Origin of the sequence: Actinomadura darangshiensis, from assembly GCF_004349235.1 — a bacterium.
Lineage (GTDB): Bacteria > Actinomycetota > Actinomycetes > Streptosporangiales > Streptosporangiaceae > Spirillospora > Spirillospora darangshiensis.
In genome coordinates this window covers 19,437-43,991 of the sequence record NZ_SMKY01000015.1, presented here as the reverse complement: position 1 = coordinate 43,991, position 24,555 = coordinate 19,437, and the positions used below count along the sequence as shown (strand labels likewise).

General features: G+C 71.4%; 28 protein-coding genes. 11 read left to right on the top strand and 17 right to left on the bottom strand.

Going from position 1 to position 24,555, the window contains the following annotated elements; genetic code table 11:
- The 6 genes from E1293_RS05810 to E1293_RS05785 all read right to left on the bottom strand — a co-directional run bounded on the left by E1293_RS05810 (nucleotide 1) and on the right by E1293_RS05785 (nucleotide 5,644).
- Nucleotides 1-432, bottom strand: coding sequence for a protein-tyrosine phosphatase family protein (locus E1293_RS05810; protein ID WP_132194580.1), 432 nt, complete (start codon nucleotides 430-432; stop codon nucleotides 1-3).
- Entirely contained in the window at nucleotides 429-977 is a 549-nt protein-coding gene (locus tag E1293_RS05805) for a CGNR zinc finger domain-containing protein (protein ID WP_132194578.1), read from the bottom strand. The genes E1293_RS05810 and E1293_RS05805 overlap by 4 nt, the downstream gene beginning before the upstream one ends.
- Before the next feature lie 37 nt (nucleotides 978-1,014).
- Nucleotides 1,015-3,510 (bottom strand): ATP-dependent Clp protease ATP-binding subunit, encoded by a 2,496-nt coding sequence (locus tag E1293_RS05800; RefSeq protein ID WP_132194576.1) that lies wholly within the window; start codon nucleotides 3,508-3,510, stop codon nucleotides 1,015-1,017.
- 95 nt (nucleotides 3,511-3,605) lie between these two features.
- On the bottom strand, nucleotides 3,606-4,121 hold the full coding sequence (locus tag E1293_RS05795; RefSeq protein WP_132194574.1) for a potassium channel family protein: 516 nt from the start codon (nucleotides 4,119-4,121) through the stop codon (nucleotides 3,606-3,608).
- Between the two features lie 20 nt (nucleotides 4,122-4,141).
- Entirely contained in the window at nucleotides 4,142-5,074 is a 933-nt protein-coding gene (locus E1293_RS05790) for a TIGR01777 family oxidoreductase (protein WP_132194572.1), read from the bottom strand.
- Nucleotides 5,075-5,104: 30 nt separating this feature from the next.
- Nucleotides 5,105-5,644, bottom strand: coding sequence for a PadR family transcriptional regulator (locus E1293_RS05785; protein ID WP_132194570.1), 540 nt, complete (start codon nucleotides 5,642-5,644; stop codon nucleotides 5,105-5,107).
- Between the two features lie 88 nt (nucleotides 5,645-5,732).
- On the opposite strand from E1293_RS05785, the gene E1293_RS05780 reads away from it, so the two are divergent.
- On the top strand, nucleotides 5,733-6,182 hold the full coding sequence (locus E1293_RS05780) for a nuclear transport factor 2 family protein (protein WP_132194568.1): 450 nt from the start codon (nucleotides 5,733-5,735) through the stop codon (nucleotides 6,180-6,182).
- Nucleotides 6,183-6,193: 11 nt separating this feature from the next.
- The gene (locus tag E1293_RS05775; RefSeq protein ID WP_132194566.1) at nucleotides 6,194-6,700 is read left to right on the top strand and encodes a GNAT family N-acetyltransferase; all 507 of its coding nucleotides are present in this window, start codon (nucleotides 6,194-6,196) and stop codon (nucleotides 6,698-6,700) included.
- Nucleotides 6,701-6,714: 14 nt separating this feature from the next.
- On the opposite strand, the gene E1293_RS05770 is transcribed toward E1293_RS05775, so the two are convergent.
- The 3 genes from E1293_RS05770 to E1293_RS05760 are packed head-to-tail and all read right to left on the bottom strand — an operon-like array spanning nucleotide 6,715 to nucleotide 7,852.
- Nucleotides 6,715-6,900: a DUF397 domain-containing protein gene (locus E1293_RS05770; RefSeq protein WP_132194564.1), complete on the bottom strand. Its 186-nt coding sequence runs from the start codon at nucleotides 6,898-6,900 to the stop codon at nucleotides 6,715-6,717.
- A gap of 24 nt (nucleotides 6,901-6,924) precedes the next feature.
- The gene (locus tag E1293_RS05765) at nucleotides 6,925-7,113 is read right to left on the bottom strand and encodes a DUF397 domain-containing protein (RefSeq protein ID WP_132194562.1); all 189 of its coding nucleotides are present in this window, start codon (nucleotides 7,111-7,113) and stop codon (nucleotides 6,925-6,927) included.
- The gene (locus E1293_RS05760; protein ID WP_481725985.1) at nucleotides 7,097-7,852 is read right to left on the bottom strand and encodes a helix-turn-helix domain-containing protein; all 756 of its coding nucleotides are present in this window, start codon (nucleotides 7,850-7,852) and stop codon (nucleotides 7,097-7,099) included. Before E1293_RS05760 ends, E1293_RS05765 begins: the two co-directional genes overlap by 17 nt.
- A gap of 181 nt (nucleotides 7,853-8,033) precedes the next feature.
- On the opposite strand from E1293_RS05760, the gene E1293_RS50115 reads away from it, so the two are divergent.
- The 5 genes from E1293_RS50115 (at nucleotide 8,034) to E1293_RS05735 (ending at nucleotide 12,737) form a co-directional block, all read left to right on the top strand.
- Complete coding sequence (locus tag E1293_RS50115) at nucleotides 8,034-8,504, top strand: ATP-binding protein (protein WP_132194558.1); 471 nt, start codon at nucleotides 8,034-8,036, stop codon at nucleotides 8,502-8,504.
- Nucleotides 8,505-8,708: 204 nt separating this feature from the next.
- Entirely contained in the window at nucleotides 8,709-9,113 is a 405-nt protein-coding gene (locus tag E1293_RS05750) for a hypothetical protein (protein WP_132194556.1), read from the top strand.
- Nucleotides 9,114-9,123: 10 nt separating this feature from the next.
- Nucleotides 9,124-9,747: a TetR/AcrR family transcriptional regulator gene (locus tag E1293_RS05745; protein ID WP_165978089.1), complete on the top strand. Its 624-nt coding sequence runs from the start codon at nucleotides 9,124-9,126 to the stop codon at nucleotides 9,745-9,747.
- A 16-nt stretch (nucleotides 9,748-9,763) separates the two neighbouring features.
- Nucleotides 9,764-10,504 (top strand): MBL fold metallo-hydrolase, encoded by a 741-nt coding sequence (locus tag E1293_RS05740; RefSeq protein WP_341770174.1) that lies wholly within the window; start codon nucleotides 9,764-9,766, stop codon nucleotides 10,502-10,504.
- 37 nt (nucleotides 10,505-10,541) lie between these two features.
- Nucleotides 10,542-12,737 (top strand): DUF4132 domain-containing protein, encoded by a 2,196-nt coding sequence (locus E1293_RS05735; protein WP_132194550.1) that lies wholly within the window; start codon nucleotides 10,542-10,544, stop codon nucleotides 12,735-12,737.
- Here the strand turns inward: E1293_RS05735 and E1293_RS05730 are convergent.
- A complete protein-coding gene (locus E1293_RS05730; protein ID WP_132194548.1) occupies nucleotides 12,723-13,694 on the bottom strand; it encodes a GlxA family transcriptional regulator in 972 nt (323 codons plus the stop codon). The genes E1293_RS05735 and E1293_RS05730 overlap by 15 nt on opposite strands.
- 71 nt (nucleotides 13,695-13,765) lie before the next feature.
- Between E1293_RS05730 and E1293_RS05725 the strand changes: the two genes are divergently transcribed.
- Nucleotides 13,766-14,092: a cupin domain-containing protein gene (locus E1293_RS05725; RefSeq protein WP_132194546.1), complete on the top strand. Its 327-nt coding sequence runs from the start codon at nucleotides 13,766-13,768 to the stop codon at nucleotides 14,090-14,092.
- Here E1293_RS05725 and E1293_RS05720 read toward each other — a convergent pair.
- On the bottom strand, nucleotides 14,089-14,673 hold the full coding sequence (locus E1293_RS05720; RefSeq protein WP_243716040.1) for a TetR/AcrR family transcriptional regulator: 585 nt from the start codon (nucleotides 14,671-14,673) through the stop codon (nucleotides 14,089-14,091). The genes E1293_RS05725 and E1293_RS05720 overlap by 4 nt on opposite strands.
- A gap of 102 nt (nucleotides 14,674-14,775) precedes the next feature.
- Between E1293_RS05720 and E1293_RS05715 the strand changes: the two genes are divergently transcribed.
- Together E1293_RS05715 and E1293_RS05710 are read left to right on the top strand one after the other, a co-directional pair.
- Nucleotides 14,776-15,561, top strand: coding sequence for an SDR family NAD(P)-dependent oxidoreductase (locus tag E1293_RS05715; protein WP_132194544.1), 786 nt, complete (start codon nucleotides 14,776-14,778; stop codon nucleotides 15,559-15,561).
- Nucleotides 15,562-15,613: 52 nt separating this feature from the next.
- Nucleotides 15,614-16,465, top strand: a complete 852-nt coding sequence (locus E1293_RS05710; protein ID WP_132194542.1) for an SDR family NAD(P)-dependent oxidoreductase — start codon at nucleotides 15,614-15,616, stop codon at nucleotides 16,463-16,465.
- 31 nt (nucleotides 16,466-16,496) lie between these two features.
- Here E1293_RS05710 and E1293_RS05705 read toward each other — a convergent pair whose 3' ends face one another.
- Nucleotides 16,497-17,054 (bottom strand): DUF6817 domain-containing protein, encoded by a 558-nt coding sequence (locus E1293_RS05705; protein WP_207938683.1) that lies wholly within the window; start codon nucleotides 17,052-17,054, stop codon nucleotides 16,497-16,499.
- 41 nt (nucleotides 17,055-17,095) lie between these two features.
- Entirely contained in the window at nucleotides 17,096-17,443 is a 348-nt protein-coding gene (locus tag E1293_RS50655; protein WP_207938682.1) for an alpha/beta hydrolase family protein, read from the bottom strand.
- Nucleotides 17,444-17,452: 9 nt separating this feature from the next.
- Here E1293_RS50655 and E1293_RS05695 point away from each other — a divergent pair, with 9 nt between their 5' ends.
- Entirely contained in the window at nucleotides 17,453-17,983 is a 531-nt protein-coding gene (locus E1293_RS05695; protein ID WP_243716039.1) for a family 1 glycosylhydrolase, read from the top strand.
- A gap of 7 nt (nucleotides 17,984-17,990) precedes the next feature.
- On the opposite strand, the gene E1293_RS05690 is transcribed toward E1293_RS05695, so the two are convergent.
- The 4 genes from E1293_RS05690 to E1293_RS05675 form a co-directional block, all read right to left on the bottom strand.
- Entirely contained in the window at nucleotides 17,991-20,195 is a 2,205-nt protein-coding gene (locus E1293_RS05690) for a beta-glucosidase (RefSeq protein ID WP_132194540.1), read from the bottom strand.
- 28 nt (nucleotides 20,196-20,223) lie between these two features.
- A complete protein-coding gene (locus E1293_RS05685) occupies nucleotides 20,224-20,850 on the bottom strand; it encodes a TetR/AcrR family transcriptional regulator (protein ID WP_132194538.1) in 627 nt (208 codons plus the stop codon).
- 99 nt (nucleotides 20,851-20,949) lie between these two features.
- On the bottom strand, nucleotides 20,950-23,328 hold the full coding sequence (locus E1293_RS05680; protein WP_132194536.1) for an ATP-binding protein: 2,379 nt from the start codon (nucleotides 23,326-23,328) through the stop codon (nucleotides 20,950-20,952).
- A gap of 402 nt (nucleotides 23,329-23,730) precedes the next feature.
- Complete coding sequence (locus E1293_RS05675; protein ID WP_132194534.1) at nucleotides 23,731-24,552, bottom strand: FadR/GntR family transcriptional regulator; 822 nt, start codon at nucleotides 24,550-24,552, stop codon at nucleotides 23,731-23,733.
- Between the last annotated feature and the right edge of the window lie 3 nt (nucleotides 24,553-24,555).

Sequence of the window (24,555 nt, the reverse complement as noted above, 5' to 3'; positions counted from 1 at the left end):
TCAGGCCGGGAAGCCGGTCACCCAGCGGCGCTGCCAGGGCGTCTCGACCGCGCGCGGGTGGTGGTGCTCGCGCGTCCAGGCGACGGCCTCGGACGGGTCGAGCCCGGACAGGACGGCCAGGCACGCGATGACGGTCCCGGTTCGCCCGACGCCGCCTCCGCAGGCGACCTCGACCGAACCGCCTTCGCGGGCGCGCTCGTGCAGGGCGCGGATCTGCCGGACGGCGTCGTCCCGGTCCCGGGGCAGCAGGAAGTCGGGCCAGGCGATCCACGCGGACGGCCAGCCGATGTCCGGTTCGTGCCGGCGGCGGAGGCGGCCCGACCCCAGGTAGAGGCCGAAGTCGGGGGCGGGCCCGTCCGGGAGCGGGTTCCGGAGGCCGCGCCCCCGGATCAACGTCCCGCCGGGGAGGCGGATCGCGCCGGTGAGCGTCATCGGGCCACCGCCCGGCGGCGCGCCCGGTGGTTGGCGACGTTGAGCCGGTTGCCGCACAGCTCGGGCGTGCAGTAGCGGCGGCGCCCGGCGCGGCTGGCGTCGGCGAACACGCCGCCGCATCCGGGGGCGGCGCAGGCGCGGAAGCGGCCGTGGCCGAGCGCCCGGACGAGGCCGAGCAGCGCGACGCCGATGACGGCGGCCAGCTCCCCGACGAGGGACGCGTCCCGGGCCGTCGGGACGTACCACTGCCACCGGCCGGACGGGTCGCGGCGCAGCACGGGGGCGAGCCCGGCGTGCCCGGCCAGCAGCGACGCGCGCTCGACCGCCTCGTCCTCGGTCGCGGACTCCATGACGGCGCGGACCTCGCCGCGGAGGAAGCGGATCTTCTCGGCGTCCGCGGCGTCCGGCGCCCGGAAGTCGTGCGCGGCGAGCAGATCGGCCAGCTCGCCGGGGATCGCCTCGGACCCGCGGACGTCCGGCGACGTGCCGACCAGGTCGTTCGCGACCTCGACGCCCGCCGCGTAATCGGCGATGGGGATGAGCACACGTCCTCCTGTAAGGGTTATAGGAGGACTGTAGCCATTACGCGGTGGCGACGTCGAACTGGAGGCCCCCGTCCGCCGCGGCGACCTCGACGTGCTTGCCGTGCCCCAGGTCGCCGGCCAGCAGCAGGTCGGAGAGCCGGTCGTCCACCTCGCGCTGGATCGTGCGGCGCAGCGGGCGGGCGCCGAACTCGGGCTGGTAGCCGCGTTCGGCGAGCCAGTCCACCGCCTCCGGGGTGAAGACGACGGACACGCCCTGCGCGCGGAGGCGGCGGCGCGTCTCGTCCAGCAGCAGGTCGGTGATGTCGCGGAGCTGCGCGGCCTCCAGCCGCCGGAAGACGATGATCTCGTCGATCCGGTTGAGGAACTCGGGCCGGAACGACTCGCGCAGCCGCCGCATGATCCGGTCGCGCAGCGCGCCGCCGTCCCCGCCGGCCGTGCCGAACCCGATCTCGGTGGTGCCGGTGATCAGCTCCGAGCCGAGGTTGCTCGTCATGATCACCACGGTGTTGCGGAAGTCGACCGTGCGGCCCTGCGCGTCGGTGAGCCGGCCGTCGTCGAGGAGCTGGAGCAGCACGTTGAACACGTCCTGGTGCGCCTTCTCGATCTCGTCCAGCAGGATCACCGAGTACGGCTGGCGGCGGACCGCGTCGGTCAGCTGCCCCGCCTCCTCGTATCCGACGTATCCGGGCGGTGCGCCCATCAGGCGGCTGACGGTGTGCCGCTCCTGGAACTCGCTCATGTCGAACCGGATCAGCCGGTCCCGGCTGCCGAACAGCGCCTCGGCCAGCGCCTTCGCCAGCTCCGTCTTGCCGACGCCGGTCGGGCCGAGGAACATGAACCCGCCGATCGGACGGTCCGGGTCGCCCATCCCGGCGCGCGACCGCCGGACCGCCCGCGCCACCGCCGCGACCGCGTCCTCCTGCCCGATCACATGCTCGTGGAGGTGCTCCTCAAGGCTCGCGAGCCGTTCCCGCTCGGCCTGGGTGAGCTGCGTGACGGGCACGCCGGAGATCCGCGAGACGACCTCGGCGATGTCCTCGGTGGTGACCTCCGGGACCGCGGCCGGCCCGCCGTTGTCGCGCGTCTCGGTGATGTCCTTCTCCAGCCGGACGACCTCGTCCCGCAGTTCGGACGCCTTCTCGTAGTCCTCGTCCGCGACGGCCTGGTCCTTCTCCCTGCGCCGCTGTTCGAGGCGCCGCTCCATGTCGCGGCGCCCGCCGTCCCGCGTCGACCGCAGCCGCACCCGCGCGCCGGCCTGGTCGATGAGGTCGATCGCCTTGTCCGGCAGGAACCGGTCGGTCAGGTAGCGGCTGGACAGGTCGACCGCCGCGACGAGCGCCTCGTCGGTGAACCGCACCTGATGGTGCGCCTCATACCGGTCACGCAGGCCCCGCAGGATCTCGATGCTGTCGTCGGTGCTCGGCTCCGGCACCATGATCGGCTGGAAGCGCCGCTCCAGCGCGGCGTCCTTCTCGATGTTGCGCCGGTACTCGTCGATCGTGGTCGCACCCACCACGTGCAGCTCGCCGCGCGCCAGCGCGGGCTTCAGCATGTTCCCCGCGGACACCGCGCCCTCCGCGCTGCCCGCACCCACGATCGTGTGGATCTCGTCGATGAACACGACCAGCTCGTCGGCGTGCTCGCGGATCTCGTCCACGAGCTTCTTGAGCCGCTCCTCGAAGTCGCCCCGGTACCGGGTCCCGGCGACGACGCCGCTCAGGTCGAGCTGGACGATCCGCTTGCCGCGCAGCGTCTCCGGCACGTCGTCGTCGACGATCCGCTGCGCGAGCCCCTCCGCGATCGCGGTCTTCCCGACCCCCGGATCGCCGATCAGCACGGGGTTGTTCTTGGTGCGCCGCGAGAGGACCTCGACCGTCTCCTCGATCACGTCCTCGCGTCCGATCACGGGATCGATCCGGCCCTCCTGCGCCAGGGCGGTCAGGTCGCTGCCGAACTCGTCCAGCGTCGGCGTGCCGGTCGGCTGCCCGCCGCCGGACCCGCCGGGCGGCTGCCCTCCCCCCGACGCCGCCTGCTGCAGCGAATCGGGTGTCACATGCTCGTGGTCGAGGATCCGCCCCGCACTGGACCCGCGGTCGAGCGCCAGCGCGAACAGCAGATGCTCGGGCCCGATATAGGACGACCCGAGCGCCCGCGACACCTGGTGCGAGTCGAGCAGCGCCCGCTTCGCCGACGGCGTCAGCTCCGGCAGCGCCTCCCGCGGCTCGCCCCGCCGCGCATGGTCCTCGATCTCTTCCTGGATCTTGTCGGGGTCCGCCCCGGCCCGCGCCATCCACTGCCGCGTCCCCTGCTGCCGCGTCGCCGCCCACAGCAGGTGGTCGGTGTCCAGGTCGCCGCTGCCCCACTGCGCGGCCCGCGTGGCCGCGTCCCGCACCAGCTCCCGCGCCGGCTCGCTCATCAGCCGCCCGATACTGATCCGCTCCGTCGGCCGCCGATGCGCCCGCGCGCCGAAGAAGCGGGCGAGCATCTCCTCGAACGGGTCCATTCCTCCGGATCCGTACCAACCCGCGGTCATCTCCGAAACCCCCCGGTCATCGAAGGAAACGTCATAGCAACGGTGACTCACGTGCCCGTGGCATGCTCCCGGAAACCCCAGGTCACGGCACGGGCTCAGCCGTCCTGGTGCCGCTCGACACCGCGGCGCATCGCCTCGAAGAGGACCTTCACCGCCACCCCCAGGATGACGAGGTCACCGAGCATCTGGACGGTCGTCAGGGCCCGCGCCGCCTGCGACCGGGGCGCGATGTCACCGAAGCCGACCGACGAGAAGACCGTGATGGTGAAGTACAGGGCGTCGATGTGCGTCAGAGGCTCGGTGAAGGCGTCCGGCGTGGCGTTGCCCATCAGGCAGTAGGACGCGGCGAACACGACCACGAACAGCGGGATGGACGTCCCGAGCGCCTCCGCGGTGCGGAGCCGCGGTGACGGCGACCGCACGATCGCCCGCGCCTGCCACGCGACGAGCACGCCGAGGACGACCAGCGCGCCGGTCAGCGCGACGAAGGTGACCGTCGTGAACGACCTGGTCAGCGGGGCCGCGAAGTACACGCCCAGCAGCCCCAGCGAGCTGAGCGTCATGCGCGCGACCGTCCAGAGCACGGCGCCGCGCGGCGTGCGAGCGTCCACGCCTCATCCATGCCCCGGACTCACCCGCGTCGCACAAGATCCCGGGCGGCCTCCGGCCATCGGCCGTATTCGAAGTCGAATCCCGCTTCGAGCAGGCGGCCCGGGACGACGCGCCGGCTCTTCAGCAGCAGCTCGGTATCCGACCGGATCACCAGCGCTCCGATCTCCGCCATCAACGCGGTCGCCGGCAGCCCCACGGGCATCCCCCACGCGGCCCGCAACTCCCGCATGAACCCGCGCTGCGGCAGTGGCTCGGGCGCCGCAAGATTCACGGCCCCGGCAATGTCGTCCCGGTCGACCAGGAACTCGACCGCGCGCACGAAGTCGCGGTCGTGAATCCACGACACATACTGCGCACCGCCCGCGACCGGCCCCCCGAGCCCGAGCCGCGCAAGCCACGACAGCACATCGAACACCCCGCCGCGATCGGGGCTCATCACCATCGCCGCCCGCAGGGCGACCTTCCGGGTCCCCGGCGTCTCCGCCCGCTCCTGCGCCCGCTCCCACTCCCTGGCGATCCTGACGCTGTACTCCCAGTACCGCGGCACACCGGATTCGTCCCCGCCGATCACGCCGGTCGCCTCGTCATTGGAAGCGTCGAACCGATGCGCGTAGATGGTGGCGGTGCTCATCTGCAGCCACACCCGGGGAGGCCGCGCGGCACCGGCAATGGCCTCGCCCACGACCTGCGTGGAGTGCACGCGCGAATCCATCATCGCTTGCAGATTCCCGGGCGTGTACCGGCAGCTGACGCTCCTTCCGGCCAGGTTGACCACGACGTCGCTGCCGTCGATCACCTCGGCCCAGGCCCCGAGGCTCCGCCCGTCCCACCCGACCTCGCCCGCGCGCACCGGCTTCCGGGTCAGCACCACGACCTCATGCCCCTTGGAGCTGAGCGCCCGCTCCAAGACCCTGCCGACCTGCCCGGTCCCCCCGGGAAGCACAACCTTCATCACCCGAGCCTAATGCACTTTTGAACACGTTCAAGCGTCCGGGTCGAGGCGATGCGGATCGGCGGCAAGGGCCTCCCAGAAGTCCACGTAAGCCTGTTCGTGCAGGATGCCGAGCTTGAGGATGCGGGCGCGCGAGACGTCAGCGAGGTCTAGCCCGGCCCGCCGCTCGCGATAGAGATCGAGCCAATGCCGGTGCTGAGCCGCCTGCCGACGCGCAAGCGCGACCACATCGCCGGGTTCACCAAGGTCGGCGAAGAAGAGCTTGAGTTGCCCGGGGTCGCGGGTCTCCGGCTGGGGGGTGTCAGGGTCGGTCAGCCACTCCCGCAACGCCGCGCTCCCGCCGTCGGTGAGGTGAAAGACACGGCGTCGCCGGCCGGTCTGCTCCGCCTCCTCGCGCAACAGCCCCAGCTCGGCCAGCCGCGCCGGGATCCGGTACAGCTGCGCGTGCGGGATCGGCCAGAAGTTCTCGACCGACTCCTCCACCTTGGCCTTCAGCTCGTACGGCGTCATCGCGCCGTGCCGCGCGATCAACCCGAGCACCACGTACCCCGGCAGCGTCAACTCCGGCACACTCCACACCCTCACATTGACATCGTCTCAATGAGACGGTTACCGTCCTTCCAACGAAACCGTATCAATGAGACGATTGGAACACGCGATGTCCGCAGAGACCCAGGCGATCGGCACCCAGACCTTCGAGCTGTGGTCGCGGATGTGGAACGGCGAGGTGGCCCTGGTCGACCAGATCATGGCGCCGCGGTTCCGGCTCCGCTACGCCCAGCCCACCCCGGGCACCGACGCCTTCGACCACATCAGGGAGCGCCCCCAGCTGGCCGAGATGATCACCCGCTTCCGCCAGGCCCGCCACGGGCTGACCTTCGCCCCCGACGGCGAACCCGTCACCGAACTCCACCTCACCGGCGGCCGCGCCACCGGCAAGGTCGCCCGCCCCTACTTGGCGCACCTGACCGACGAGACCGGACGCCAACGGCACATCAGCGGCATCGACATGCTCCGCCTCGAAGACGGCCTGATCACCGAAGTCTGGTCCGTCTCCGGCGGGAAAGAAGGCCGCCCCTTCCACCCCGGCGGTCCTGGGCCGCGGTGAGACCATCAGATGTGAGCACCTACGCGATTCGTCCGGCGCGTCCCGGGGACGGCGCCGGAGCCGCGAAGACCTGGCTGGACTTCGCGGACTACTACCGGGCCATCGCACCCGACGCCTTCCAGGCACCGCGCGGCGATGGCCTCCCAGCGTGGATGGAGACGAAGCTGCTAGGTGGCGGAGAGGACTCGTTCGTCCGCGTATGCGACCACGACGGCGAAGCGGTCGGCTTCGTCCACGCGACCTTCATGCCACCGCATGAGGAAGCCGACCGCCAGGTCACCTTGGACGCCTGCCTGCCCCGTGTCTACGTGAACGCGCTCGCGCTACAGCGCCGGCACTGGCGCGGCGGCGCGGGCACCGCACTGATGAAGGCGGTGGAGCAGTGGGGCCTCGACCGCGGCGCCGAGCTGCTCACCCTCGAGACCTTCGCCGCCAGCCCCGTCTCCGTCCCGTTCTACGAGGAGCGGATGGGCTACGAACGCCACGCCATCGTCTTCTCCAAGACCCTCACCCCCTGACACCCCGAGCGGGTTCAAAGGTCGAGGACTCCGGACTTGATCTGACCGACGAGAGCCGCCAACGCACCGGGCTCAAGCACCAACCACGGCCCCTTGGGGTCCTTGGAGTCACGAACGAGGAGAGCCGCAGTGTTGGTCGACACCTCGACGCACTCGCCCCCACTCGCTTGGCTGTAGCTGCTCTTCCGCCAGTGGATCACCTTGCATCACCTCCACGCGAAGCACTACAGGTCGAGGTCGCCGGACTTGATCTTGCTGACCAGAGTCGCCAGCGCACCGGCCTCAAGCGCCAGCCGCGGCCCCTCCGGATCCCTGGAGTCACGAACGAGAAGATTCGCAGTGTTGGTCGAGACTTCGACGCACTCGCCCTGGCCGCCACCTTGGCTATGACTGCTCTTACGCCAGTAGATCATCCTGCATCATCTCCATCGTCTTCCGGATCAGATGCCTGGTGGCCTCTTCGGACAGCGCGTGGCATCTGATCTCGTCGAACCGAAGCCCCAGCCGAGTGACCTCTGCCGGATCTTCGATCAGTCTCCCACCGAATTGGGCTTCGACATACCCGATGCGGCTTCGGTCCGACTTGGTAAGGACGACCATCGCTCCATCGAGGCCGGGGTGCCACCCATCAGCGATCTGTACGGCCTGGATGTGTACTTGAGACAGTTCCCCGACGTCAAGTAGATGCCCGAGTTGCTCCCGCATGATGCTTTCGTCATGCCACCGACGGAGAATTGCAGCGTGATCGAGCACCACGAACAAGTGTGGGCGGCTCGCGTCCCGACTAAGGACGTCCCGGCGTACCAAGCGCTTAGCGATCAGCTCTTCATCCGCCTGCCCTTTGTAGGCGGTCGCTCGCATGTAACTCTCGGTCTGGAGTAGACCGGGGATGTAGAGGGGCTGGAAGGTGCGGATCTCGGTCGCTTCGTTCTCGTGGGCGACGTACGCCTCGAACCACTCGTTGATGTGTTCGCGTTGGGCGTGGTACCAGAGGCCCTGAAACATTTCGCCGGTTGTGAAGAACGCGTCCAGCTTCCTGGAGAAGTCCTCGTCCGGACGGTTCCGCTGGCTTTCGTAGGCCGCGATGGTCTCGCGGGTGATGTAGAGCTCCTTCGCCAGGTCGTTCTGGCTCATGCTCCTTGCCTCACGCATCAGGCGCAGCGCGTAAGCCAGCTGGGCGCGCATGCTCCGGCGGGGATCTATGGGGACAGACGGGGGCATTCTGATCCTCCACGGTTGGTATATCGCGAAGTACCAAGCATTCGTCTAGTCAGCGTAAGTCATAAGGGTCGACCATGGGAGCCAGAAGCCGAGAAACAACGAAAGCGAACTTATGAGCGCGTCCCCAGAACACAGCGGGATTGGAACGGTCGGGCCGTCCGGCCGACCCCTCTCATATTCGACGGGTCAAAGCGGACTTTCGCCCACCCACGCACGTAATTTTTCTTGTACTTACCTGGCAACCAAAGCCTCGGTCGGTATCGCCCGAAAAGCCGCAATGCGGACGGCGCTCGCCTGGGGATTCACCGGGGAAAAGGTCGACGATGTCTGCCTTGTCGTTTCCGAGTTGGTCACGAATTCCGTGACGGCCGCGTCCCATGGCGAGATCCGGGTGTCCCTCGCCGAGGACGTTTCCGGCCACATCACGGTCGAGGTCTGGGACGGGTCCGACGAGATGCCGCAGCGGAAGCCGGCCGCACCCACGGACCTCGGCGGACGGGGGCTCTGGATCGTCGGGGCACTGGCCGTCCACTCCGGGGTGCGGCAAGGGAACGGCGGAAAGGTCGTCTACGCCGTCCTTTGACTCCCCGGCCGCGTGGAGGGCCGCCGCCCCGGCGCGACCGGGATCCGAGACCTGGCGATACCGAGAGGCAGGTGGTTCATGGCTCGAGCCCTTTGGGCGTAGGTCGTGAAGCCGAGAGGCCCCCGAGGTGGACGACCTTCGGGGGCCTCTCTACGCCCGGTCGGCAGGCTTGACATTGACCAGTTGGTCAATAATATTGGCCACATGGTCAATAAAAGTGAGGTGCGGACCGCTCACCCGCTCGGGGCCGTCAGTGTGCTGGTCTCCGTCTACGTCGTCGGGATGGTCGGGACGGTCGCGGCGCTGGCGATCATGGCGTCCACCGCTCCAGGGCAGGCGACCGACGAGGCGTGGGGGCACGCGGTGATCGTCACGGTGCTCGCGGTCGTCCTGCTGCTGCGGCTCCGGTCCGCCAGGGCGGGGAGCGCGGGGGCCGTCCGGGCGCTCGCGATCATCGCCGCCGTGCTGCTCGTCGTGAACCTGGTGGAGGCCGCCTTGCCGGGCGTCTTCCCAGGGTGGATGCGGGTGGAGATGGTGGGCATCGCCATCCTGATGGCGGCGCTGCTCGTCCTTGTGCGTCAGTCGGCACGCCGCCCGCAGACCCGCTAGGAATGAGGGTGTGACCGCACCCCGCCCGCGCCGGCGCCTCAGCGAGGACGTCCGCCGAAGACAGATCATCAACGCCACCGTCGCGGTGGTCGCCGAACTCGGCTACGAGGGCGCCTCCCTGGCCCGGATCGCCGAGCGGGCCGAGGTCTCCAAGGGCCTGGTCTCGCACTACTTCACCGACAAGGACCGCCTGATGGAGACGGTCGCCAGGACCACCCTGGTGACCCTGCGCCAGACCATCGCCGACGCTCTCGTCCTGGACGATCCGGTCCCCGACATCATCCGCGCCGCGATCCACAGCGCCGCCCGGCTGAGCGTCACCCATCAGGCCGAACTGGAGGCGCTCCGGCAGATCAGCATCAACCTGCGTGAGGCCGACGGCACCCTGCGGCTCGGCCTCGCTGAGTACGAAGAGACCTACCAAGGGCAGGAGGCGCTGTTCCGTCGCGGCCAGGACGAGGGGACGCTCCGCGACTTCGACACCCGGGTCATGGCGGTCACCTATCAGGGCGCCATCGACACCATGCTCACCTACCTCCACGAGCACCCCGAAACCGACGCCCACCACTACGCCGACGCCCTCGCCGACCTCCTCACAGCCGCCATCGCCCGGCCGCGCCGAGAGGTCAGTTGAGATGCGACAAGTCACCGTGCTGGGTGGTTGCGGCGCCTTTCCTGAGCCGGGACGAGCGTGCAGTGGTTTTGCCGTGGACTGGGACGGTTATCGCCTGGTCCTCGACCTGGGCTATGGCACGTTGCCGCGCTTGCTCGATCTTTGGGCGGACGCCACACCGGACGCGATCGTCATCAGCCACGAGCATCCCGACCACTGCATCGACCTGCACGGGCTGTTCCGCATGCGGTACTACGGGCCGTCCCGTACACCGCGGGTGCCGTTGTACTGCCCGCCCGGTGTTCTCGACCGCCTCGGCGGACTGGAACCCGACGTCGATCTCCGCGCCGTGTTCGACCCGCACCCGCTGCCAGGCGCCTACAACGTGGGACCTTTCTCCCTGACCGGGGTCGAGGTCCCCCATTACGTCCCCACGTCCGGCATCCGCCTGGAGGCGGACGGGACCGTCCTCGCCTATTCCGGAGACACCGGCCCGAGTCCCGTGCTCGCCGACCTCGGCCGGGACGCGGACCTGTTCATCGTCGAGGCCACCGACCGTCCGGGCGAGACCGAGCACACCACCCGCAACCTGATGACCTCCACCGAAGCCGGTGAATGGGCCCGGCGCGCCAATGCACGCAGCCTCCTGCTGACCCATTTCTGGCCGGGCAATGACAGGACGGCGGCGATCGCGGCGGCCCGGACGGCGTTCGGCGGCGACGTGTGGGCGGCGGACGAGGGCCTCGTCCTCCCGCTGGAGCCGCGGCGCCCTGCATGACCGCGACTGTCGGCAGCGGCGTCTACAGTGGGCCCGCATGAATGATCTTGCCCCCGCCTCGGTTCCGAACGTGCTGGTCGATCCGCCGTGGAAGGAGGCCGCGAAGGACGAGAGGGCCCCGGTCGTCCTCCCGGACCTCACGCCACCCGGTCCCGGTGCGCTCGCCTGGGCCGAAGACGAGCAGGAGCAGTGGTTCCAGCTGGCCCGGCTCATGATCTTCGTGGAGTACTCGGAGGACGATCCGTTCTGGGACGAGGCGCGCGACCGCTTCCTGTCCGGGGAGATCGACTACGGTCACCAGGCGATCAAGCTGGTCATCGGTCCGGAGCGGGCGTTCGGCGACCTTCTCCCCCTGTTCCTGGAGCGTGCCGACGAGCCCTCGTGGCAGGGCATCAACCTCTACGCCCTGGATGACTTCAAGGTGAAGCCGCTCGTGGCGCAGTACGGCATGCGGGTGCGCGATCTGGCGTTGCGGGCTGCGAAGCGGCGGCCGGTCGACAACGGCGAGGTCCTGCTGCCCTACCTCGACGTCGAGGTCGCGCGCGTGATGGTGGACTGGCTCGTCCGGCTGAAGTCGGCCAGGGACGTGGGACGCCAGTGGCTGCTGCGGCACGGCCCGAACGCCGTCCCCTACCTCGTTCCCGACGCGGTCGGCCGGCGGCGCGCGGCGCGGGACAAGGCCGCGGCCGGGCTGCGCTTGATCGCGGAGGAGTACGGCCGCGACGCCGTCGTCCAGGCGGCCGGTGTGCACGGCGACCAGGCCGCCGAGGCGGTCGCGGGGCTGCTGGACGCGGGAGTCGCGGCCGTGCCGGTGAAGGAGCCCAAGATCCCCCGGTGGCTGGACGTCGCGGCGCTTCCCCGTCCGGGGGAGCTGGACGACGTCCTCGTCCGCAACCTCGTCGGGTTGCTAATGCTGGCGGAGGAACCGCCGCTGCGGGAACGTGAGGCGCTGCGCGCCGCGTGCACGGGCCTTCCGGAGTTCGCCTGGGCGATCTTCGAGGCGTGGCGGTCGGCGGGCGAGCCGAACGGGCACGCGTGGGTGCTGACCCAGCTGGGCGAGCTCGGCGACGACGAGACGGTGCGGCGGGCGGCGCCGCTGGTCCGCCAGTGGATCGCGAAGCGCAAGCACCTCAAGGCCGCGCGCGTGGTCGACGACGTCCTGGCCAGGATCGGCACCGACGCCGCCCTCACCCAGCTCAACCTGATGACGCGGCGCTCGTTCCCGGGCGGGGCCCGCGAGGACGCGCGGCTGGCGCTGCTGGAGGCGGCGCGGCGGCGCGGGCTCACCGACGGCCAGCTCGCCGACCGGCTCGTACCGGATTTCGGCCTGGACGCGGACGGGACGCTCACGCTCGACTACGGCCCGCGCCGGTTCACGGTCGGCTTCGACGAGCAGCTCAAACCCTTCGTGACCGGCGAGGACGGCCGGCAGCGCAAGACGCTCCCCAAGCCCGGCGCCAAGGACGACCCCGAACTGGCCCCGGACGCTCACCGCCGCTTCGCCGCCATGAAGAAGGACGTCCGGGCCATCGCCGCCGACCAGATCGTCCGGCTGGAGACGGCGATGGTGACCGGCCGCCGCTGGACGGACGAGGAGTTCCGGACGTTCGTGGTGGCGCACCCGCTGATCCGGCACCTGGCGCGGCGGCTCGTCTGGACGGCCGGCGAAGAGCCGTTCCGCATCGCCGAGGACGGCACCTTCGCCACCGCCGATGACGAGGCGTACGAGCCGCCCGGCGGCGCGCCGATCGGCATCGCGCACCCCCTGCACCTCGACGTGGCGGCCTGGTCGCGGCTGTTCCGGGACTACGAGATCTTGCAGCCGTTCCCGCAGCTCGCACGCCCGGTGGCGACGCTGGACGAGGAGGCGCGCGGCGTCCGGCGGCTGGCACGGTTCGAAGGCGCCACGACCTCGTTCGGTGCCGTGCTCCGCCTGGCGAGGCAGGGGTGGGAACGCGCGTATCCGCTGGACAGCGGGGTCGAGCCGGGCATCTTCCGGGCGGTCGGCGAGAAGCTCCACATCGCCGTCGAGCTCGATCCCGGGCTCGTCGCGGGCGAGCCTGGCGCCTTCCCCGAGCACAAGATCCGCCGCGTGCAGCTGGTGACCGATCTCGACCTCTGGTGGTGGGACGCCCCGGACGCCGAGGACTCCGCCGCGCCCCTGTTCGGCGAACTGGATCCGGCGACCGTCTCCGAGATCCTGGTCGACCTGGCGTCGCTACGCACTGATTGACGAGTCCGGGGCCGGGCGGGTGCGGAAGGCGCGGCGGTAGGCGCCCGGGGTCGTGCCGAGGGCGCCCAGGAAGCGCCTGCGGAGGTTCGTGGCCGAGGAAAGGCCCACGTGGCGGGCGATGGCGTCCAGTGGGAGGTCGGTGGTCTCCAGCAGGTCGCGGGCGGCGGTGATCCGCTGGGCGAGCAGCCACTGCCCCGGGCTGGTGCCGAGCTGGTCGGCGAACCGCCGGGCGAGGGTCCGGGTCGAGAGGCCCGCATGCGCGGCCAGGCCCTCGACGGAGACCGGCTCGGCCAGCCTCTCGGTGACCCACTCCAGGAGCGGCGCGAGCGTGCCGTCGATCTGCTCGGGGTGCGGCGGCGCCGCGTACTGCAGCTGCCCGCCCTCGCGATGGGGCGGCATGACCATGGTCCGCGCGATGTGGGCGGCGTACCGGGCGCCCTGGTCGGCGCGGACCAGGTGCATGCACAGGTCGATGCCGGCCCCGGCTCCGGCGCTCGTGGCGACGTCGCCGTGGTCCACGTACAGGACGTCCGGGTCGACCTGGACCTGCGGGAAACGCTCAGCCAGCTCGTCCGCCCGCGCCCAGTGGGTGGTCGCGCGGCGTCCGTCCAGCAGCCCGGCGTGCGCCAGCGCGAAGGCGCCCGAGCAGATGCTGGCCACCCGCGCGCCGCGAGAGTGCGCCCGCCGCAGCGCCTCGACGACCGCGGGCGAGGGCGGCTCGGTCGGGGGAAGCCAGCCCGGGATGACCACGGTGTCGGCCAGGTCAAGCGCTTCCAGCCCATCGTTCACCAGCATGTCGTACCCGGCGTACGTCGCGACCGGACCGGGCCGCTCGGTGCACACCCCGAAGGTGTAGCGCGTCGCCAGGCCCGGCCGCTCGATCCCGAACACCTGGGCCGCGCAGCCGAGCTCGAAACTCGACTGCGGTGGCCGGACCAGCGCTACCACTCGATGCATGGCAGAAAAATACCCCATCGTGTCTTTCCTGACACGCGACGGGACGGCGGAGGCCGAACCAGGCTGGCCTTATGACGACACAACAGAGCACCTACGTGTGGTCGGCCGTCCAGGACGCACCGGTCCGCGAGATCTTCCCCGGCATCCGCCTGCACCCCCTGTGGAAGGGCGACGGCGGCGCGAAGGCGTTCGTCCTGGAGATGGACGCGAACACCTGCTGGGAGGGGGTCGACGTCCACGAACCCGGCCCCGAAGAGGTCTACGTGGTCTCAGGCACCTTCAACGACGGCGACCGCGACTACCCGGCCGGCACCTTCATCCACGCCCCCGCAGGCTCCTCGCACGTCCCGCAGACGACGACGGGCTGCACGCTCTTCCTGTTCTACCCCGAGGGCTAGACCACCGGCGGACTCGCTGGGGCGATGCCCCGCATCAGCGTGTCCACGACGAGATTTGCCAGGGCGTTCGCGTCCTCGCCACCGACGCTCCCGCCGCTTACGCACACCTCGTGGATCAGGGCGTAGTACACGCGCCGCGCCCAGGCCAGGTCGACGTCGGCGCGCACCACGCCCGCGTCCTGGGCGCGGCGGAAGAGCCGGTCGCACTTGGCCAGGACGTCGGAGTGCGCCCGGACGACCTCGGGGTCGGACGAGGCCGTGGCGGCCCCCATCGCGAACCCCCAGCCCGTCTTGACCTCCAAGACGTTCGCGGTGACCTGGTACAGCGCGACGAGCGGCGGCGCGCTCTCCAGGGGCGCGGCGTCCACGGCCTCCGCGAACCGCCGGGCGGCCCAGGCGGTGAGCGCGCCGACCAGCGCGTCCCGCGTCGCGAACCGCCGGTGCACGGTGGTGCGGGCGACCCCGGCCGCCTCGGCGATCTGCTCCATCGTCGCCGCCGGATCGGCGGACAGGACCCGCTCGGCCGCCTCCAGGATCGTCCGGACGGTCCGTTCCGCGTCCGCACGCAAAGCTCTGCTCACACAGAAACAGTACAGCAACGTCTCAGCTCTGAATCTACTTGCTACATCGATGTCGCATCTATTAGCTTGAGCGCATCATCACTGACGCAAGAAGGAGTCGTCATGGACTTGCGATTGACCGGCAAGACCGCCGTCGTGACCGGTGCGAGCAAGGGCATCGGCCTCGCCACCGTCGAGGCGCTGACCGCCGAGGGAATGCGCGTCGTGGCGGCGTCCCGCACCATCACCCCCGCCTTGAAGGAGACGGGCGCGATCGCCGTCCCGGTCGACCTGTCCGTCCCGGAGGCACCGGCCCGCCTGATCGAGGCCGCACTGGACCAGCTCGGCGGCATCGACGTGCTCGTCAACAACGTCGGCGGCGGGGACGGCGACGGCGCCACCGGCGGCTTCCTGTCCTTCGACGACGCCTTCTGGCAGGGCGTGTACGAGCTGAACCTCTTCGCGGCGGTCCGCGTCACCCGGGCCGCGATGCCGAGCCTGCTGGAACGCTCGGGCGCGATCGTGAACGTCTCGTCGAACGCCGCCCGCGTCCCGCATCTGGGGCCCATGCCCTACACGACGGCCAAGGCCGCGCTGACCGCGTTCGGCAAGGCGCTCGCCGGGGAGTTCGGGCCGCGCGGCGTCCGCGTCAACACCGTGTCGCCGGGCGTCACGCGCACCGCCATGTGGGAGTCCCCGGACGGTTACGGCGCGGAACTGGCCGCGTCCATGGGCGTGGAGCTCGACCAGCTCGTCGCGGCGCTCCCGGACCGCAGCGGCATGCTCACCGGCCGCATCATCGAACCGGCGGAGGTCGCCGCGCTCATCGCCTACCTCGCCTCGCCGCTCGCCGCGAGCATCGTGGGCGCCGACCACACCATCGACGCCGGCGTCGTGAAAACCGCCTGACGACGGCGAATCGTCTGGGCGAGACTGGGATGGTCGAGACATTGGAGTGGCGATGGGGTCCGGCCGGGTCGTGCTGGTCACCGGCGCTTCGTCCGGGATAGGAAGAGCGGCGGCCCTGATGTTCGCCGAGCGCGGGTTCCGGGTGTTCGGTACCAGCCGGCGGGACCGGGACGACGAGCACGGTGTCGGTGAGCACGGTGTCGAGATGCTGCGGCTGGACGTGTGCTCCGATGCGTCCGTCGCCCAGTGCGTGAACGAAGTGCTGGAGCGCGCCGGACGCGTCGATGTCCTGGTCAACAATGCCGGGGTCATGCATCTCGGGTTCGCGGAGGAAACGACCCTGGAGGACGCCGACGCGGTTTTCGCGGCCAATCTGTTCGGCGCCGTGCGGGTGACCAACGCTGTCCTTCCCGGAATGCGGGACCGGCGGCGGGGCCGCGTCATCAACGTCGGGTCGCTGGGGGCGTGGGTGGGTGAGCCCGGCGAGGCGTTCTACTCGGCGTCCAAGGCCGCCCTTGCCCGGTACACCGAGGCTCTGCGGCATGAGGTGTGGCCGCTGGGCATCTCGGTCAGCCTGGTCGAGCCCGGCGCGTTCACCACCGGCGTCCTCGACGCGTCGTCGGCCGCCGCGCCGACCGTCACCGACTACGACGGTTCGCGTGAGGCCGCCCGCGACGCTCTCCAGCGGAGCCTGCGGCGGGGCGGCGACCCGGGAAAGGTCGCCGCCCTCATCGTCAGCATCGCCGAGGCCCGGACACCCCGGTACCGCTACGGGGCCGGACGTGACGGACGCTGGGTGCCGCTGCTCAAAGTCCTCTTGCCGCAGCGCCTGCTTGACCGGTTGGTGCGGCGCGGTTTCGGGCTCGCGCCTCAGCGAGACGTCAAGGGGTGGCCGGGCGGGTGAGAGCGTCCGGGTTCTCGGCGGCCCAGGTGGGTCAGGTCGCTGGACGCGATCGCGACGCGAAGGCGGTCCAGGCATGTGTGGCCGGGGCGGACAGGTGCCGCCGCGTCCTGTCGAACAGCGCGGCCAGCGCGGCGCCGTGCCGGTCCGCCAGTTCGCAGTTGTGGCGGACGACGTCGAGCTCGTTCGCGGCCGTGATCTCCATGAACGCGCGGAGATCCGACTCCGGCGGGACGTGCCGGCCGCCGCCGAACCGGTCGGTGAAGGTGACGACCGGCCGCGCCAGCTCCGGGTAGGTCCGCCCGCGGTCGCAGCCGCCGTACAGGTAGACCAGGGCCTCGGCCTCGGGGCCGATCACCTCGGCGAGCACCGGACGCTCGTCCGGCGGGAGCAGCGCGACATCGAACCCGTCGGTGCCGTATGCCGCGTGGCACAGGCCCGCCAGCTGGACGTCCCCGGCGGCGCCCCACTCGGCCAGAAGCGTCCGCACCCGTCCGAGATGAGCGAGGAGCGTGCCCCCGGGATGGTCGATGCCGTCCGCGCCACGGGTTCGGAGCCATGTCTCGGCGGCCGCGCGCCGATCGATCGCCATGAACATCTCCGTCCTGCCGGACGCGGGGACCGCCACCGTACCTAACCGGTCGTGGGGAGGCTCAGGGCGCCCGGGGCCTTGGGTGTGGTGTGCACGGTCACCGGGAGGATCGTGCCGGGCCCGTCCGGGCAGGGGCGTCCTTGAGGTAGTGGTCGAACCAGGTCAGGACCCGTTGGCCCACGTAGTTCTCGGTGGGGTGATCCAGGTCCAGGTCCGCCGGGGGCGTTGGGCCCGCTGTGGCCGCCCGAGTGCCAGATCATCTTCACCGGGGTGTTCTGGGCCTTCAGGTCGCGGTATGTGGCGGCGGCTTCCTGGAGGTTGAACAGGGTGTCGGTCTGCCCTTGGACGAGGAGCGTCGGCGCCTTGATGCGGGGCAGGTAGGACGCCACCGAAGCCGAGTGCAGGTACGACAGGCTGCCCGCGCGGGGCGTCCCGTACCAGAGGCTTTCGCCTACGGCCTGGCAGAGGGCCGTCGGGAAGTTGGGGCAGCCCAGGAGCCGGGACGGGTCGGCCGGAGCCTCGCTCACTCCCCGGTAGGCGCCGAGCGCGAGGAGCTCACCGGGTTCAAGGCCGGCTGGACGATCGCGAACCAGAACTTCGAGGCGGTCGACGGCGGCGACGCCGAGGGATGGGCCTGGTCGCGCGAGGACCAGTTCCTCGACGTCGCCGCGAACGACGACTTCATCGGCGTCCAGGCGTACACGCGCGTGCGGATCGGCCCGGACGGCGCGCTGAACGGCCGGCGCGACGCCATCGACGACGGCATCGACGTGCGCGGATACCTCCACTGGTCGCTGCTCGACAACTACGAGTGGGGCACCTACGAGCCGACGTTCGGGCTCGTCGCCGTCGACCGGACGACGTTCGCGCGAGCCATCAAGCCCAGCGCCCACTGGTTCGGCGATGTCGCCTCCGGACGGGCCCCCTAACGGCCTCCTAACCGGAGACGGCGGCGACGAGCCCGTTTACGAACTCCGCGGACAGGCCGATGCCGAACGTGCTGAACTTCGCCAGCGGGATGTTCCGCATCAGCTCCAGAAGGGCCGGGGGCATGTCCGCGTCGGTGAACTTCGTCCCGATCCGCTCCCTGAGCACCGGGCCGCCCACCGGATGGTCAAGCCATTCGCCGAGTGTGGACATCCGGCCGAGCGCGTCGACCTGCCCGTCCCCGGCGGCGGTCAGGGAGGCGCGCAGCCGGATGTCGCGGGACGAGGCGCCCACCTCCACCGCGAAGGGACCCGCGTCGATCCGCCAGCCGCCGCGCGACACCGACCACCAGGCGATGTCGCGCCCGGACAGCGTGAACGACACCCGCGTCCCGGCGCCGGCGGCCAGCTCCACCTTGGCGAAGCCGCGCAGCTCGTGCCGGGGCCGGGTCGGCCGGTCCTCGTCGAAGGCGGCATAGAGCTGGACGACCTCGGCGGCGGCCCGCGTCCCGGCGTTGGTCACGGTGCACTCGACCGCCCACTCGTTCGGGCCCGTCTCCGTGACGTCCAGATCGGAGTACTCGAACCGCGTGTAGGTCAGGCCGTGCCCGAAGGGGTACGCGACGTCCACGTCGAGCGTGTCGTAGTACCGGTAACCGACATACCGGCCTTCGCCGTACACGACGTGCCCGTCCCCGCCCGGGAAGTGCAGATGGGACGGGACGTCCGCCAGCCGCCGGGGAATCGTCTCCGTGAGCCGCCCCGACGGGCTGCACACGCCCAGCAGCAGGTCGGCGATCGCGGAGCCGCCCGCCTGGCCTGGCAGCCACGCCTCCAGGATCGCGTCCGCCTCCCAGTCCGCGACCGACACGACACCGCCGTTGGTCAGCACCACCACGACCTTCGGGGCGGTCTTCGCGACCGCGCGCAGCAGTTGCACCTGCACGCCGGGCAGGTCGAGGGACGTCCGGTCGAACCCCTCCGACTCGATCTCGCCCGGCAGCCCGAGGAACACCAGCGCCACGTCGGAATCGGCGGCCGCCTCGACCGCCTCCTGCCGCAGCGCGTCGTCGGCCGCGCCGTCCAGCCGGTAGCCGGCCGCGAACGTCGAGGCCCCGGCCGCCTCCAGCGCGTCCCACGCCGAGTCGAGCCGCGTCGGGACGACGTGGGAGCTGCCGAACCCCTGGTAACGCGGGTTCCGGGCCAGCTCACCGACGACGGCCACCCGCGACAGCGACGGCAGCGGCAGGACGTCATGCTCGTTCTTCAGCAGGACGGCCGACCCGCGCGCCGCCTCCCGGGCCAGCTCGTGGTGGGCGCCGACGTCCCAGTCCTCGAACCGCTCGGCCGACGCCACCCGCCGCGTCAGCGCGTGCAGCCGCGACGCCGAACGCGTGACGGTCTGCTCGTCCAGGCGGCCCTCCCGGACGGCGTCCACGACCTCCTGGTCGGTGCGGGTCGGCGGCATCTCCAGATCGAGCCCCGCCGCCAGCGCGGCCACCCGGTCGTTGACGGCGCCCCAGTCGGAGACCACCAGCCCGTCGTAGCCCCACTCGGTGCGCAGCACCTCCGTGAGCAGCCAGTGGTTCTCGCTCGCGTGCACGCCGTTGATCCTGTTGTAGGACGACATGACCGCGTAAGGCCCGGCCTCGCGGACGATGTGCTCGAACGCCGCCAGGTAGATCTCGCGGAGCGTCCGGTCGTCGACGTCCGCGCTGATCCGCATGCGGTCGGTCTCCTGGTTGTTGACCGCGAAGTGCTTCACGCACGCGCCGATCCCCCGCGACTGGATCCCGTCGACCAAGGCCGCACCCATCACCCCCGTCACGTGCGGGTCCTCGGAGAAGTACTCGAAGTTCCGCCCGCACAGCGGGGACCGCTTGATGTTCACCCCGGGCCCGAGCACGACGTCGACGCCCAGCGCTGACGCCTCCCGCGCCAGGGCCGCGCCCACCCGCCGCGCCAACGCCGCGTCCCAGGACGAGCCGAGCGCGACCGCCGGCGGGAAACAGGTGGCGGGGACGCTGTCGAGCAGCCCCAGCGCGTCCCCCGATCCCTTGATCTGGCGGCGGATGCCGTGCGGGCCGTCAGCGAGGGTGAGGGCGGGCACCACGTCGCGGACGGCGGTCGTCCGCCACGTGCTGTTCCCGGACGTGAGCGACGCCTTCTCCTCCAGCGTCAGCTCGTTTACGGACACGGGCTCGGTCTGGCTCATACGGCTCCTCGGGTGAACTGAGTCCTCCTCAGAGGTTCCCCGGGGATGCGGAGTCGATGCTGAGGCCGAGCTGCTGGAGGAAGGCGATGACGGACGCGTGCATGTCGACCGCGTCCGGCTCCAGGAGCCATTGCGTCTGCAGGCCGTCCATCAGCCCCAGCAACTGGCCCGCGACGAGCGCCGGGTCGTGCGTCAGCGGCGGGCCGGCCTGCGCGAACAGCGCGGTGAACGCCTGCGTCAGCCGTTCGCGGAGCAGCCGGTACCGCTGGACGAAGTAGTCGTGCGCCGGGTGCCCGGGGTCGGCCGCCTCGCCGGAGATCTTCACGTAGAGGCCGACGAGCCCCGGCGTCTGCATGTTGCGCCACACGATGCCGACGAAGATGCCGAGCAGCTCCTCCGGACGGTCCTGGACGCCGGGCCCGAACAGCAGCTCGGCGTCCACCCGGTCACGGCGCCCCAGGACCTTGATGAGCAGGGAGTCCTTGCCGGGGAAGTGGTGCAGCAGCCCGGCGTGGGTCAGCCCGGCGTGCGCGGCGATGTCGCGCAGCGACACCGCGTGGAACCCCGACTTGGAGAACAGCTCCGCCGCCGAGTCGAGGATGCTCGCCCGGGTCCGCTCGCCCTTGGTCGGCTTGCGGGGGGTCTGTTCGGTCATCGGCGGGGCCTCTCAAGGATCTCGGGGGGTGCCGGGGGCCGCGTGCCCCCCGGCGTGCAGCGCCAACGCTACGGCCTGTGCCCCTCCCCGACCGCGACCTTAGGGCGGTGTCTCCCGCGCAGTGATCCACACCGCGATCTGCGCGCGCGAGGAGTAGCCGAGCTTGGCGAGGATGTGCTCCACATGCGAGTCGGCCGTGCGTTTGGCGATCGTCAGCCGGTCGGCGATGTCGCGGTTGGACAGCCCCTCCGCCACCAGCTCCGCGACCTGCAGTTCGCGTTCGGTGAGCGGCGAGCCCCCGCGGACGGCGGCGTCCGGGAGCGGGGCGGGCCCGTTCGCGGGCTCATCGAGCGCGTCGCCGATCGCGTCCGCCAGCGGGAGGCGCTCCCCCTCCTTGAAGGCGATGCGGTACGGCTCCTGCCCCAGCGCCCGCACCGACTGGTCGATGTAGACGTCCCGCAGGACCGCGTGGTGGGGGCCGAACCACGCCGTCTGGGTGAACTCGCGCAACCGGTCGGCGGCCCCAAGGAGCCTGGTGGAGCGGACGTACTCGCCCCGGCTGCACAGGCACCCGGCGATCCCCTCCAGAGCGAGGGTCATGCCCAGCCCGTCGTCGAGGTCGCGTTTGACCCGCAGCGCCTCGCGGAGCCGCGGCAGCGACCCGTCGAGGTCGCCGGCGAGCCACAGCGCGAGCCCGCCCACCAGCGTGCCGTACGAGCGGACCCACAGCTCGCCGCGCTCCTCGCCGATCCGCACGGCCCGGTCGGCGTGCGCGACCGCCGCGGGGAGTTCGTTCCTGAACAGGTACACCGCCCCGCGGAAGACCTCGACGAGCAGGACGAGCACGTCGTCGTGGCCGGTGTCGCCGTACACCTCGTCGGCGGCGGTGAGCCGCCGCAGCGCCAGGTCGAAGTCGCCCGCGAACAGCGCCACGAACCCCTGGCCCGAGAGCGCGCTCGCGATCCCGTCGCGGTCCTCTTCCGCGTGGGCCTGCTCGAAGGCGCGGTCCAGCAGCTCACCGGCCGGGCCGAGGTCGTTCTGGAGCGTCATCGCGAGCGCGGCCACGGTGAGGACGCCCGACCAGCCCTCCCCGGTGGTGTCGCGCGATTCCAGCACCCGGTCCGCCCAGAGCCGGCCCTCGCCCAGCACGCCGTGCAGCGCCCAGAACCGGCCGAGGGTGCCCATCGCCTCCCGGATCGTGGACGTGTCGGCCGTCTCCAGGACGTGGCCGAGCAGCGCCCGGATGTTGGCGCGCTCGCGGTCGAACCATCCGAGCCACCGGACCTGCGCCGCGCTCGCCAGCTCCGTGCGGGCGCGGCGCAGCTGCCCCGCGTACCAGCCGAAGCAGCGGTCCCGCCGCCGGTTCTCCTCCAGCCGGCCCTGCCCGGCGAGGGACTCGGCGCCGTACTCGCGCAGGGTGTCGAGCATCCGGTAGCGGACGTGGCCGCCGCGGTCGGCGCGCTGCACGATCGACTTCTCCAGGAGGCCCGACAGCACCTCGACGACGCGCTCGGCGGCCAGCCCGTCCCCCGAGCAGACGTGCTCGGCCGCGTCCAGGTCGAAGTCGTTGGCGAACACCGACAGCCGCGCCCAGAGCAGCCGCTCCTCCGCCGAGCAGAGGTCATGGCTCCAGTCGACCGTGGCGCGCAGCGTCTGCTGGCGCTGCAGGCTCGTCCGCATACCGCGCGCCTGGAACAGGTGGGTGCCGAGCCGGCCCAGCACCTGGTCGGGCGAGAACGCCCTTAACTGCACCGCGGCCAGCTCGATCGCCAGCGGGATGCCTTCGAGGCGGTCGCACAGCCGCAACACGACGTCGCGGTCGGCGCCCGTGAGCGTCCACCCCTGGACGGTCGCGGCGGCACGCTCGGCGAACAGCTTGACCGATTCGCACTCCTCGCCGTCCGCGCCGTCCAGGCCGTCCATGCCGTCCAGACCGCTCATGCCGTCCAGACCGCGGGAGGCGCCGGAACCCGGCCGGCCAAGCGGCGCGACCATGAAGGTGTACTCGCCCATGACGTCGAGGGGCTGCCGGCTGGTCGCCAGGACGTTCAGCCCCGGGGCCGCCCGCAGCAGCACCTCGGCCAGCATCGCGCACTCGTCGACCAGGTGCTCGCAGGTGTCGAGCACGAGCAGCAGCCGCAGGTCGGCGAAGTGGCCGGCGAGGCGGTCGGCGGCCGGTTCGCCGCCCCGCTCGCCCAGCCCCAGCGCGTCGCAGATCGTCTGGGCCAGCAGCGACGGCTCCGTCAGCCCCGACAGGCCGACGAAGAACACGCCGTCGTCGAAGGCGTCCTGCGCCTGGCGCGCGGCGCGCACCGCGAGCCTGGACTTGCCGACGCCGCCCGGCCCGGTCAGGGTGACCAGCCGGTGGCCGTCGAGCAGGCGCCGCGTCTGTTCCAGTTCGGCCCTGCGGCCGACGAAGCTGGTGAGCTCCGCCGGCAGTCTTCCCGTCTGTCGTTCCAGCGTCGCGGTCAGCGACACGGCCGCCTCCAGTGAGCTCCCGCCGGAAGACCGGCTGCCAGGGGGACTCTTGGAGTGTAAGCGGCCTGTCACGGACGGCAACCCCTGTTTTCCGGAGTTGTGGCGTACCGTCCGGTTCTGTGTGGCCGCCCGGTCGCGGACCTCTGCCGCCGGCCGCCCGGAATCGGTACGCGCATCGGTTCATCTACCGATGCGCGCCGGCCCGCGTCCTCGCCAGGATGACTCGCGGCCGGACCGGAGCGGGCCGTCCCGGGGCGGGGGACGGGCCGCCTCTGCGAGGCGGGAGAAGAACCGATTCCGCGGCGCGCTCCATGGCGGGCCGGCCACCCGGCGTCCCCGCGCGGTTCGCCGGCCCGGCGGCCGGGGATCTGGGGAGGTCCCCGGCCGCCGGCACCAGAAGGGTCAGACGTGGTCGGCGGGCTGCACCAGCGGCCGCAGCAGCGCCGCCTGCACGCGCTGGTCGGGGCTGACCCCGGTCAGCGGGTACTTCTGCGCGACCCGCAGGTGGCCGCGCAGCAGCCGCGCGACCCCGTCGGCGTCGCCCTGCTCGATGAGCGCGAGCGCCTCCGCGTGCTCGTCCAGGGCCTGCTTGCGCAGCTCCGGCTCCGGGAAGAACCCGGCGCGGGTCGCGTGCTCGGACCAGTCGCTCTCCTGCGCCGTCCACAGCGTCTCCAGCGCCCCGGCCACGACGAACAGCGTCTCGTTCCCGCACAGCCGGACGATCGCCTCGTGGAACTCGCGGGACGCCGGCGTCGCGCGCTTCTCGTCCCCCGTCTCGACCGCGTGCACCAGGCTCTCGTGCGCCTCGCGCAGTTCCGGCACGACGGCCGTCCGCCGGTCCGGGCGCTGCGCGCACAGCGCGGCGCAGAACGGCTCGATCTGCTGGAGCGCGAAGCCCACGTCCGGCAGCGCGGCCTGCCGCGACTCCAGCACGAGCGCGAGCATGTAGGCGACGCTGTCCCGCTTCGGCGCGTGCACCACCGACCCGCCGGTGTTGCCGCGCCGGACGGTGATCAGCCCCTCGGTCTCCAGGATGCGCAGCGCCTCCCGGGCGGCGAGCTTGCTGACCCCGAACTCCTCCAGCAGGTCCGACTGCTTGGGCAGCAGGCTCCCGTCGGGCAGCTCGCCCCGCAGGATGCGCGCCCGCAGGGTGTCGGCGAGCAGGTCCGCCACCCGCGGCTGGCGCATCTGGGCGCGCGGCTCCGGGGTCCCCGTGTCCTCCACGGC